General features: G+C 72.7%; 10 protein-coding genes. 5 read left to right on the top strand and 5 right to left on the bottom strand.

The window, feature by feature from the left end; translation table 11 throughout:
- Positions 1-132: 132 nt before the first annotated feature.
- Entirely contained in the window at positions 133-687 is a 555-nt protein-coding gene (locus RM446_RS24365; RefSeq protein ID WP_311547787.1) for a GNAT family N-acetyltransferase, read from the bottom strand.
- A 363-nt stretch (positions 688-1,050) separates the two neighbouring features.
- Here RM446_RS24365 and RM446_RS24360 point away from each other — a divergent pair, with 363 nt between their 5' ends.
- Both RM446_RS24360 and RM446_RS24355 read left to right on the top strand, forming a co-directional pair.
- Positions 1,051-1,986, top strand: a complete 936-nt coding sequence (locus tag RM446_RS24360; RefSeq protein ID WP_311547786.1) for a ketopantoate reductase family protein — start codon at positions 1,051-1,053, stop codon at positions 1,984-1,986.
- A 114-nt stretch (positions 1,987-2,100) separates the two neighbouring features.
- Positions 2,101-3,042, top strand: coding sequence for a LysR family transcriptional regulator (locus RM446_RS24355; protein WP_311547785.1), 942 nt, complete (start codon positions 2,101-2,103; stop codon positions 3,040-3,042).
- Between the two features lie 71 nt (positions 3,043-3,113).
- On the opposite strand, the gene RM446_RS24350 is transcribed toward RM446_RS24355, so the two are convergent.
- Positions 3,114-4,055, bottom strand: coding sequence for a LysR substrate-binding domain-containing protein (locus RM446_RS24350; RefSeq protein ID WP_311547784.1), 942 nt, complete (start codon positions 4,053-4,055; stop codon positions 3,114-3,116).
- A gap of 71 nt (positions 4,056-4,126) precedes the next feature.
- On the opposite strand from RM446_RS24350, the gene RM446_RS24345 reads away from it, so the two are divergent.
- Positions 4,127-5,146, top strand: a complete 1,020-nt coding sequence (locus RM446_RS24345) for an EamA family transporter (protein WP_311547783.1) — start codon at positions 4,127-4,129, stop codon at positions 5,144-5,146.
- Positions 5,147-5,181: 35 nt separating this feature from the next.
- Here the strand turns inward: RM446_RS24345 and RM446_RS24340 are convergent, their stop codons facing one another.
- Positions 5,182-5,565: an ECF-type sigma factor gene (locus tag RM446_RS24340; RefSeq protein ID WP_311547782.1), complete on the bottom strand. Its 384-nt coding sequence runs from the start codon at positions 5,563-5,565 to the stop codon at positions 5,182-5,184.
- Here RM446_RS24340 and RM446_RS24335 point away from each other — a divergent pair.
- Complete coding sequence (locus tag RM446_RS24335) at positions 5,564-7,372, top strand: hypothetical protein (RefSeq protein ID WP_311547781.1); 1,809 nt, start codon at positions 5,564-5,566, stop codon at positions 7,370-7,372. The genes RM446_RS24340 and RM446_RS24335 overlap by 2 nt on opposite strands.
- A 54-nt stretch (positions 7,373-7,426) precedes the next feature.
- Here the strand turns inward: RM446_RS24335 and RM446_RS24330 are convergent, their stop codons facing one another.
- Positions 7,427-8,080, bottom strand: coding sequence for an alpha-ketoglutarate-dependent dioxygenase AlkB family protein (locus RM446_RS24330; protein ID WP_311547780.1), 654 nt, complete (start codon positions 8,078-8,080; stop codon positions 7,427-7,429).
- Positions 8,081-8,369: 289 nt separating this feature from the next.
- On the opposite strand from RM446_RS24330, the gene RM446_RS24325 reads away from it, so the two are divergent.
- Positions 8,370-9,539: a magnesium and cobalt transport protein CorA gene (locus RM446_RS24325; RefSeq protein WP_311547779.1), complete on the top strand. Its 1,170-nt coding sequence runs from the start codon at positions 8,370-8,372 to the stop codon at positions 9,537-9,539.
- 78 nt (positions 9,540-9,617) lie between these two features.
- Here the strand turns inward: RM446_RS24325 and RM446_RS24320 are convergent.
- On the bottom strand, positions 9,618-10,899 hold a 1,282-nt coding region (locus tag RM446_RS24320; RefSeq protein WP_311547777.1), incomplete at its 5' end, for a VWA domain-containing protein.

The following is a 10,899-nucleotide window of genomic DNA, read 5'->3' as shown; positions in this document are numbered from 1 at the left end:
TCATGCCAAGCGTCTGCTTGAGGAGTTGTCTCAGGAAGGTTACGACGTTACTCGGCTCTTGCCTTCCCCGGCAGCGTAATCCCAGGTCAGCGGTGACGTGCAGGCCATTTTGGGAATAGATCAACGGGGGTCCTAGTCCTGACCGCCGAAGGCTCCGATACGGCTGACCATGGTCGTCACGAAGGCGCGGAAGCCCTCCTGCTCGAAGAAGCGGATGTCCTCGGCGCTGGTAGCCAGCGCGGTGAGCTCCAGGTCGCGGATGCCCATTGCGCCCACCTGGCGGCGCAGCTCCTCCAGCAGTCCCGAGCCCACGCCCGTGCCGCCGTGGTCGGAGTGGACCGCGAGGGTCTGCACTACTGCGACCCGCGTTCCGCGGTCCCAGGAGCCCTGCTGGTTCTCCCGGACGGTCACCATCGCGTAGCCGACCGGCGCGCCCCCGCGCTCGGCCACGACGGCGAGGGTCTCGGGTTCGTTCAGCCAGGCCAGGTACTGCTCGCGGCGGCGGCGCCAGGACTCGTCGGCGGTCACTCGGGTGATGATGTCCTCGAGGTGCGGTGCCGTCGCGGCGTGCCGCTCATGCAGCGCCGACCACAGATCGGCGAGCTCGTCCACGTCCGCGGTGCCCAGGTACCGGAAACGCAGTGTCGGAACTCCACCGTGTGATTTGGTCGCCAACGAAGTTTCCATATTTTTTCCACCCGTTCTCAATGCGTCCGCGCACCCCGGTCTCGCTGCGACTGGTCGAGTGGTACAGACCAATCGGCGAGGTGGGCTGTATTTATGACGGTACGTTGCGGTAGTGGCGAGTGTCGGCGCGACACGAGGAAAGGTGCTTGTGTCATAACGCTAGGGAAAAATCTGTCGATTTTGACGACTCTTCTGTCGCCGCATCTCTCTCTCGCTCGCTCGCCTGCCGCCGCTCGACGGCCGGTGGGAACGCGGCTACCCCGCGGGCGGCCCTGCGGAACGTGCGCGCGACAATGGGTGCCCGTTCGGCGGGGTGCCGCCCTCCGGCGTCCTCACCGGGAGTACGACGAGAAAGGCCGCAGTATGAGCGCGCACACGCCCGAGCCCGCCCCCGCAGCCGAACCGAGCCGCGTAACGGTGCTGGCTCCCGGGGGTGTCGGCGGCCTGCTGGCCGGTGCGCTCGCCCGCGACGGGCGCACCGTGACGGTCGTCGCCACCGAGCCCACCGCAGCGCACATCGCACAGCACGGCCTGCGGGTCGACTCCGCCGTCCTCGGCGACTTCCGGGTCGACGTCTCCGCCGCGCCCGCCGCCACCGCGCCCGCCGACGTGCTCGTCGTCGCGCCGAAGGCCACCGCCCTGGAGGACGCCCTCGAACGGGTGCCGCCGCACCTGGTCGAGGGCGCCCTCGTGCTGCCGCTCCTCAACGGCTTCGAGCACATGGCCCTCCTGCGCTCCCGCTACCCCGGCGCCCACGTGCTCGGGGCCGCCATCCGCGTGGAGTCCACCCGTACAGAACCCGGCCGGATCGCTCAGACCAGCCCCTTCGCCGACCTGGATATCGCCTACTCCAAAGCGCCGCCCGAGCGGGTCGACGGGCTGGCGGCGGCGCTGCGCTCGGCCGGCCTGGGGGTGCACCTCAGCGACGACGAGGACGCCGTGCTGTGGCGCAAGTTCCAGTTCCTGCTGGCCACCGCCCTGGTGTGCACGCACAACCGCAGCGACATCGGCACCGCCCGCGCCGAGCGCAGGGACGACCTGGTCGCCGTCGCCGACGAGGTGGCCGCGGTGGCCGCAGTCGGCGGCCCCGCCCTGGACACCGGCCGGGTGGTGGCGATGTTCGAGGCCGCCCCGGCCGCCACCAAGCCCTCCATGCTGCGCGACCTGGAGGCCGGCCGCCGCATGGAGGTCGACGCGCTGGGCGGTGCCCTGCTGCGCGCCGCCGAGCGGGTGGGCGTGGCCGTGCCCGTCGTCGAAGCCCTCGTCGCCGACCTGCGCCGGCTCGACCCCGCGGGCTGAGGCGCCCCGCCCGCCTCGCCCGGAGCGGCCGGGTGTGCACGAGATCACGCCCGCGAAGCGGCGTCGGCAGGTCACCGTGCCTCGGCCGCGTTTCGCGCGGATTACATTGTGAGCATGATCGATGTGCGCCGGTTGCAGTTGCTGCAGGCACTTGGCCAGCACAAGACCGTCGCCGGCGCCGCCGACTCGCTCGGCGTGACCCCCTCGGCGGTGTCCCAGCAGCTGGCGGCGCTGTCCAGGGAAGCCGGCGTCTCCCTCGTCGAGCGGCAGGGCCGCAGGTTCGTGCTCACCGGCGCCGCGCGGGTGCTGCTGGAGCACGCCGACGTCATCTTCGCCGAGATGGAGCGGGCGCAGGCCGACCTCGCCGAGTACGCCGAGGGCCGGGTGGGCGTCGCCCGGGTCGGCTCCTTCGCCACCGGGATCTCCGACCTGCTGGGCCCCGCCGTGGCCGCGCTCCGCGGCACCCACCCCGGATGGCGCTTCGAGATCGTGCAGGCCGAACCCGAGCACAGCACGGAGATGCTGCGCAGCGGCGAACTGGACGTCGCCGTCACCATGTCCTCGGACAGCCTCCCGCCCAGCGGCAGCACGGAGTTCCGGATCGACCCGATCATGGTCGAGCCCTTCGACGCGGTCCTGCCCTACCACCACCCCCTCGCCGCCTCCTCCGGCCTGGAGTTGGCCGCCGACCTCGCCGACGCCGAGTGGATCATGTCGGCGCCGGGATCACCGTGGTACGACTGCGTCGCCGCCGCCTGCCACCAGGCCGGCTTCCAACCGCACGTCGCCCACACCGTCCACGAGTTCAGCGCCGTGTTCGCGCTCGTACAGGCGGGGCTGGGCGTGGCTCTGATGCCGCGCCTGGGCTGGGCCGGGCTGCCGGCGTCCCACCTCGTGGTGCGCACCGTGCGCAACACCGCCCGCCGCCACATCGTCGCGCTCAGCCGGGCCGGCTACAACGCCGGACCCCTGCTGAACGCGGTGCGCGAGGCGGCGAGCAAGGTGCCGGTGCCGTCGGTGGGCCCGATGGCGGCCACTGGCGGCGGCGCCGCCTAGCTCCCGGTGCACACCGTCGATCTTGTAGCCATCGCAAATGGAAATCGTTTTCCTTCACGATAGCTACAAGATCAACGGGGTTCGGGGCCGGGGGGAGTGGGTGCCGCGTCGTCCAGCACCCCGTGCGCGTCCTCCCACAGGTAGCGGGCCAGCAGCGCGATCGGCCGCCACGCCCAGCCGCCGGCGCTGCTCGCCAGCGAGATCCGCCGCGTGCCGCCGAGCTCACCGAGCGGCGAGTGCACGACGCCGCGCCGCGCGGCCGCGGCGAGCTTGGGCATCACGCCCACCCCCATCCGGGCCGCCACCAACTGCTCGACGATCTCCAGGTTGTCGATGCGGTGCCTGATGCGGGGCGCGAAACCCGCGCCCGCGCACATCCGCCGGACCAGCTCGTCCTCGTCGCTGCCGCGCGAGTTCGCGATCCACGAGGCCTCGGCGAGCCCGGACAGCCGCCGGCGGGTCATGATGCGGCTGGTGGCCGCCCCGCCCGAGGGCTGGGACAGCAGCAGCGGCTCCGTACCGACCGGCCGCAGGGCCAGGGTGCGGGGGAAGCGGCGGGGCACCAGGCTGTAGTCGTAGACCAGGCCCAGGTCGGCCGCGCCGGACTGGAGCAGCTCCAGGGCCTCGTCCGGCTCGTGCTCGATCAGCCGGACCTCGATGCCGGGGTGGTCGGCCTGCAGCCGCCGCACCGCCGGCAGCACGATCGGCCCGGCCACGCTGACGAAGCCGACCAGGTCCACCCGCCCCACCGGCTCGCCCTCGCCCGCCAGCTCGGCGCGGGCGGCGTCGACGCGCGCCAGGATGTCCACGGCGTGACGTGCCAGCCGGTGCCCGGCCGGGGTCAGCCGCACCCGCCTGCCGTCGGGCACCAGCAGCTGCGCCCCCGCCTCCTGCTCCAGCACCGCGAAGTGCTTGGAGACCGCGGACGTGCCCATCCCGGTCGTCTCCGCAACCGCGCCCATGGTGCCCAGCCGCTCCAGCTCCACCAGCAGCCGCAGCCGTGTGATATCCATCCACTGAAACTACATGATCGATCCGCCAATGGTCCGTGGACAGAAACAGAAGACGCGAGTGCAATGATCGGATGATCACCTCGCTGCTCTCCCCGGTCCGTGCTGCCCTGGGGCGGATGCCGCCCGCGCTGCTGCTGCTCGGGGGGATGTTCGTGCTGCACACCGGAAGCGCTCTGGCCGTGCGCGCGTTCAGCGATGCCGGCCCGATGGGCGTCACCTGGCTGCGCCTGCTGTGGGCGGCGCTCATTCTGGGCGCCCTGGGCGGGCGCCCCCTGTGGCGTGCACTGCGCACGGCGGCGCCGCGCGACCTCGGTGCTGCCGTGATCCTGGGCACGATCAGCGCGGGGATGATGGTCTTCTACTCCGAGGCCACGGCCCGCATCGACCTGGGCACCGCCACCGCGCTGGAGTTCCTCGGGCCGCTCGCCGTGGCGGTGCTGGCGCTGCGCCGCCGCCGCGAGGCCGTGTGGATCGCGGCGGCCGCGGTGGGCGTGCTGCTGCTCACCCGGCCCTGGTCGGGCGGCGCCGACCCGCTCGGCGTCGTGCTGGCACTGTCCGGCGCCGTGTGCGTGGCCTTCTATATCGTGCTCACACAGCGGGTGGGCAGCACGTTCCGGGCGGTGCACGGCCTGGCCGTGGCGATGGCGGTCAGCGCGGTGCTCACCGCGCCCCTCGGCCTGCCGCAGGTGCTCGCCGCTCCCGACATCCCCGAGGTGCTGGGCGTCACCCTGATGATCGCGGTGCTCTTCCCCCTCGTGCCGTTCCTTCTGGAGATGCTGGTGCTGCAGCGCATGGGGCGCACCGCGTTCTCCACCTTCGGCAGCTTGGATCCCGCGGTCAGCCTGGTCATGGGCATGGCCGTCATCGGGCAGTCGCCCGCCATGATCCAGGCGGCCGGCATGGCGCTGGTGGTGGCCGCCGGGATCGGTGCCGCGCGCGGCGGCCGCTCCGCGCGCTCGGAACCGCGCCGCGGGCGGCCGGCGCCCGCCAATGGACGGCCGCTCGGCGGCGGCGGTGCGGACACGGCGCCGGAGCCGCCTTCGGCGCCGGGCGGCGCCGAGCTCGTCCGCACACCCGAGCGCGTGGGGTGAGCCGGTGCGCGCTCACCCCTCACGGCGTGCGCGGCTCACCGCTCCCGGCGCGCGCCTCCGTACTTCTTGTGCACCGCCTGCTTACTGATCCCCAGGGTCACGGCGATCTCGCTCCAGGTGTACCCCTGCGTCCGGGCGCGCCGCACCTGGATCGCCTCCAGCCGCTCCAGCTCCCCGCGCAGCTCGACGGCGGCGCGCAGTGCGAGCAGGGGCGACTCGCCCCGTGCGGACTCCATGAGCGAAGCGATGCTGTCCTCCTCCATGCCACCCAACCTACGCCGGGACCCACGGGCCCGGCACACACCGGTCTCCGCAGCGCAACGGGTGTCCGCGGCCGGACCCGGCCGCGCGCACCGCCTGCAGCGCGCTTCGCGGCGTACCGGATGCGGCTCTGATGCAATATGGTCGGGCACGATCATGAGTACGAATACCGACCTCGAACTCCTGCGCACCTTCGAGCCGATCCTCGTCTTCACCCGGGGCGAGCTCTTCTTCCCCGCCGACGTCGACGCCTACGTGCGCTGCTGCAGCCTGTGGTGCGAGGACGGCGACGGAAAAGAGTTCGAGGTCGTTCCCGCAGGCGAGCTGACCCTCGACCGCCTCGCCGGCTCCGAGCGCGAGTGGCCCGACTCTGAGAAGCACCTGCGCTTCGTGCAGGAGAACTCGCTGCGCGCCGAGGCCCGCCGCCACCGGCGCACCGCCCGCCGCGTGATCCCGCGCAGCGGCCGCCTCGCCGCTGTCGGCGTCCTCGGACGGATCGTCGACATCCTGATGAAGCTGTCCCTGCTCATCCGCGGCGCCGTGCCTGGCGGAGTGGCCGCCGCGGCCGCCACCCGCTACCGGGACCGGGTCGGCGGCGCCGAGGGCGCGCCGGCGGCCTACTACGGCCGCGTCGTGCGCGAGGGCGGATACACCGCTCTGCAGTACTGGTTCTTCTACGCCATGAACGACTGGCGCTCCACCTACGGCGGCGTCAACGACCACGAGGCCGATTGGGAGAAGGTCACCGTCTACGTCGTCGAGGACGCCCAGGGCCGCACCCGCCCGGCGTGGGTCGGCGCCTCCTCCCACGAGTACTTCGGCGACGACCTGCGCCGCAGCTGGGATGACAAGGAGCTGCGGCGCGAAGGGGACCATCCCGTCGTGTTCGTCGGCGCCGGCTCGCACTCCCACCAGATGCTGCCCGGCGACTACCTGATCCAGGTCGACCCCGCTGTGCTTCGCGGCGTCGTGCGGTTGTGGCGGCGGATGACCCTGCGCTTGTTCCGCGGCGACAGCCGCATCGTCCGGCACGGCATCGGCGTGCCCTTCGTCGACTACGCGCGCGGCGACGGCGTCCGGGTCGGCCCGGGCGGCGACCGCGAATGGGCCGCCCACACCATCGACGACGAGACCCCGTGGGTGCGCGGCTTCCGCGGCCTGTGGGGCCGCGACACAGGCGACTTCTTCGACGGCGAGCGCGCACCCAGCGGCCCCCGGTACGAACGCGACGGCACGGTCCGCTGGTCCTGGGCCGACCCGCTCGCGTGGGTCGGGCTGCAGAAGGTCTCGCCGACCGACAAGGCCGCGCGCGCCGAGCTGACCGCGCACCTGGGCGACCTGGACGAGCGCATCGTCGAGTCCGACGCCGAGATCGTCCGCCGCCGCGACGAGCTGCGCCGGCTGTCGGCGGCCCGCATCGTGCTCAACCACGAGAGCCACTCCCGGAGCCGCGCCGCCGAGTACGACGAGCGCATTCGCGCCGACGAGCGCGATCTCGCCGCCGTCTACCGCAAGCGCGCGATGATGGCCGACGAGCGCGACTCCTGCCGCGAGGCCCTGCGCAGCGACCGGTCCGTGGCGCCCTCGCCCACCGAGCACCTGCACCGGCCCCACCTGCCCTACGCCACCGGCGAGCAGCGCACCACCCGGTTCCTGCACGTGTGGGCGGCGCTGAGCACCCCGCTGCTCATCTTCGCCCTGGGCGGCATGCTGCTGCTGCGCGGCACCTACACCGCCCCGGCGATGATCGGCGTCGTGCTGGCCTTCGCCATGGTCGACGCCGTCGCCCGCCGCCGGCTCACCTCGTTCCTGACCGGCGTGGCGATCCTGGCGCTGATCGTGGCGGTGATCGCGGGCATCATCGCGGCCTTCGCGGCCGACTGGCGGATATCCCTGCTGGTGCCGACCGGCCTGGTGGTCGCCGTGCTGCTGTGGGTGAACGTGCGCGACCTGATCCGGGGCTGAGCGCCCGCGGGAGCACCCCGGGCCGACCGGGAGCAACGTCGGGCCGACTACCTCCTACTCCAGGCCCGAGGCGCGGATCGTGATGTTCAGCCGCCCCGCCTCCAGGCCGAGCCCGGCGGGCGCCGTGCCGGGCCGGGTGCGCGGCACCCCGTGGTAGGCCATCCGCGCCGGACCGCCGAAGACGAACAGGTCGCCGCTGGCCAGTTCCACATCGGTGTAGGGGCGCGTACGGGTGCGGGTGTTGCCGAACCGGAAGACGCAGGTGTCACCCAGGCTCAGCGAGACCACCGGGACGTCGGCCCGCTCGTCGCGGTCCTGGTGCATGCCCATCCGCGCCTCGGCGTCGTAGAAGTTCACCAGCGCGACGTCGTAGGGCGCATCGCCGGGTCCGGGCGGCGCGCCGAATGCGGCGGCCACGCCCTCGCGGGCCAGCTCGCCCAGGATCGGCGGGAACGGCGGCACCGCCTCACCGCCGGGCAGAGCGCGCGAGTAGCGGTAGGGCTCCCAGAACCATCCCAGGGCGGTCATGCGCACGCTCATGCGTCCGCCGCGCGGCATGCGGTGGCGGGACATCCCGCCGGGGCCGCTCGCCCACTCGCGGCAGCGCCGCACCAGGTCGCGCTGGGCTCCGGCGCCCAACCAGCCCGGCAGGTGCACCGCACCGGGCGCGACCTCGACCGGATCGGCGCCGAACAGCGGCTCGCTCACGCCGTCCTCCGTACCGCGGCGGGATCGGCGGCGCCCGCCCCGCGCGTCGTCCTGCCGGTGTGCACCCTCCCATCCGAACACGGCGCCGCGCCCGGGGCAACGCGCGGGGGCCGGCCGCGGCCGCAGGTACCATGGAGACGCGTTGAGTAGCTGAGCGGAACAGGGGAGGTGGGGCCGATCATGGACCAACCTCCCAGTACGGCCTGACGCCGCGTTCCCGTCTCCCGCGGCGGGCGTACCCGTGCGCCCGCGTCGCAGTCCGCTCACGTCCCTGTGCGGGGGTTACCTCATGGCACAACGCAATCCGCTGGCCTGGCTCCCCGGAATCCGGAGCAACCAGCAGTCCCGCAGGACCGGCCGGCCCCGGCCGCCGGAGTACTCGATGGACCCCAGGCCCGACGCCGCAAACGGCCCGACCCCGCCGGTGCAGGACAGCGTCATCGACGCCGCGATCTACCTCGGCGGCGAGCGCCAGGAGGCCCCGACCGAGCTTAGCGACCTCGCTGAGCTGCACCGCCGCACGCCCGACGACGAGGGCGCCATGGTCTGGATCGGGCTGCTGCGCCCCTCCAGCCCCCAACTGCTGGCCGCCGCCGAGGAGTTCGGACTCCACGAACTGGCGGTGGAGGACGCCATCGTCGCCCACCAGCGGCCCAAGCTGGAGCGCTACGGCGACACCCTGTTCGTCGTGCTCCGCTCCGCCCTCTATCTGGACGCCACCGAAGAGGTGCGCTTCGGCGAGCTGCACCTGTTCGTCGGACGGCACTTCGTGCTGACCGTGCGGCACAACCAGGCCCCCGACCTTGCGGCCGTGCGCCGCCGCCTGGAGAGCGACCCCAAGCTGCTCGCACGCGGGCCCGAGGCGGTGCTCTACGGCGTCCTCGACGCGGTCGTCGACGGGTACGCCCCGGTCGTCGCGGGCCTGCAGAACGACATCGACGAGATCGAGACCCAGGTCTTCGAAGGCGACTCCGCGGTGTCCCGGCGCATCTACGAGCTTTCCCGGGAGGTCATCGAGTTCCAGCGCGCCACACGCCCCCTGCTGCCGATGCTGACCTCGCTCGACACCGCCCTGGAGGAGTTCGGCACCGACGAGGAGCTCCGCCGCTACCTGCGCGACGTCGCCGACCACGCCACGATCGCCGCCGAACGCGTCGACGGCTTCCGCGACATGCTGCAGAGCATCCTCGCGGTCAACTCCACGCTGGTCAGCGAGGCGCAGAACGAGGAGATGCGGCGTGTCACGGAGGCCAGCTACCGCCAGGGCGAGCAGGTCAAGAAGATCTCCGCCTGGGCGGCCATCCTCTTCGCCCCGAGCCTGGTCGGCAGCATCTACGGGATGAACTTCACGCACATGCCCGAAATGGACTGGATGCTGGGCTATCCGATGTCGCTGCTGCTGATGCTGGGTATCAGCGTGACCCTCTACGCCGTCTTCAAGTGGCGCCGCTGGATGTGACGGCCGGCGGGAAGCGGCGGCCGCCCTCCGGCGCGCACGCTCCGGACTCCCGCCGGCCGCCGCTTCCCGCCGGGACCCTCACCCCGGCTCCCCGCGGACCGTCTCCTCCTGCTCGGCCCACGCCTTCAGCGATCGGCCCTGGATGGCGGCGGCCATCAGGTCGGGGAACCGGTCGGGGGTGCAGGCGAAGGCGGGCACGCCCAGGGCGGCGAGGGCCGCGGCGTTCTCCCGGCTGTAGGACGGCGCGCCCTCGTCGGACAGCGCGAGCAGCACGACCACCTGCACGCCGGCCGCGGTCATCGACGCCACGCGGCGGACCATCTCATCGCGCACGCCGCCCTCGTAGAGGTCGCTGATCAGCACCAGCACCGAGTCCTGCGGCCGCCCGATCAGCCCTTCGCAGTAGCCCAGCGCCCGGTTGATGTCGGTGCCCCCGCCCAGCCTGGTGCCGAAAAGAACCTCCACCGGGTCGCTGAGCTGGTCGGTCAGGTCGACGACCGAGGTGTCGAAGACGACCATCGAGGTCTTCAGCGCGCGGATCGAGGCGAGCACCGCGCCGAATACCCCGGCGTAGACCACCGACTCGGCCATGGACCCGCTCTGGTCGATCGCCAGCACGACGTCGCGCTGCACGCCCCGGCTGCGCCGGGCGTAGCCCACGAGGTTCTGCGGCACGACGGTGCCGTACTCGGGCAGGTAGTGGGCCAGGTTGCGGCGGATGGTGCGGTCCCAGTCGATGTCGGCGGCCCTGCGCGGCCGGTGGGTGCGCGCCGAGCGGTCCAGCGCGCCCTGTACGACTGAGCGCGTGCGCTGTGCCAGGCGCCGCTCCAAGTCCTCGACGACGCTTCGCACGACCGCGCGCGCCGACTCGCGGGCCGCGTCCGGCATGACCTGGCTGAGGGACAGCAGGGTGCCGACCAGATGGACGTCGGGTTCGACGGCTTCCATCATCTCCGGCTCCATCAGCATGCGCTTCAGGTCGAGCCGCTCCAGTGCGTCGGTCTGCATCACCCGCACCACACTGGAGGGGAAGTAGCCGCGGATGTCGGTCAGCCAGTGGGCCACGGACGGCGCCGACCCTCCGAGGTTCGCGCTGCGCTGTCCGCCGCCGCGGCCGTTCCCGCCTTCGTCGCGGTTGTACAGGGCCGCCAGTGCGGCGTCCATACCGGCGTCGCCTCCGGTGCCGCCACCTCCTCCTCCGCCCAGGCCCCCGCAGGAGGACTCGGCCGCACCGCCCAGCGCCCGGTTGATGTCGGTGCCCCCGCCCAGCCTGGTGCCGAAAAGAACCTCCACCGGGTCGCTGAGCTGGTCGGTCAGGTCGACGACCGAGGTGTCGAAGACGACCATCGAGGTCTTCAGC

This window comes from Streptomonospora wellingtoniae (assembly GCF_031845375.1).
In the GTDB taxonomy this organism is placed as follows: domain Bacteria; phylum Actinomycetota; class Actinomycetes; order Streptosporangiales; family Streptosporangiaceae; genus Streptomonospora; species Streptomonospora wellingtoniae.
Note: the sequence above shows the minus strand (reverse complement) of the source record. Positions and strands in the feature narration are given on the sequence as shown.

What these genes read in the sequence shown, in the direction of transcription:
- RM446_RS24365 (WP_311547787.1), bottom strand. Translation starts at nt 687, where the DNA reads ATGGAAACTTCGTTGGCGACCAAATCACACGGTGGAGTTCCGACACTG.
- RM446_RS24360 (WP_311547786.1), top strand. Translation starts at nt 1,051, where the DNA reads ATGAGCGCGCACACGCCCGAGCCCGCCCCCGCAGCCGAACCGAGCCGC.
- RM446_RS24355 (WP_311547785.1), top strand. Translation starts at nt 2,101, where the DNA reads ATGATCGATGTGCGCCGGTTGCAGTTGCTGCAGGCACTTGGCCAGCAC.
- RM446_RS24350 (WP_311547784.1), bottom strand. Translation starts at nt 4,055, where the DNA reads ATGGATATCACACGGCTGCGGCTGCTGGTGGAGCTGGAGCGGCTGGGC.
- RM446_RS24345 (WP_311547783.1), top strand. Translation starts at nt 4,127, where the DNA reads ATGATCACCTCGCTGCTCTCCCCGGTCCGTGCTGCCCTGGGGCGGATG.
- RM446_RS24335 (WP_311547781.1), top strand. Translation starts at nt 5,564, where the DNA reads ATGAGTACGAATACCGACCTCGAACTCCTGCGCACCTTCGAGCCGATC.
- RM446_RS24340 (WP_311547782.1), bottom strand. Translation starts at nt 5,565, where the DNA reads ATGATCGTGCCCGACCATATTGCATCAGAGCCGCATCCGGTACGCCGC.
- RM446_RS24325 (WP_311547779.1), top strand. Translation starts at nt 8,370, where the DNA reads ATGGCACAACGCAATCCGCTGGCCTGGCTCCCCGGAATCCGGAGCAAC.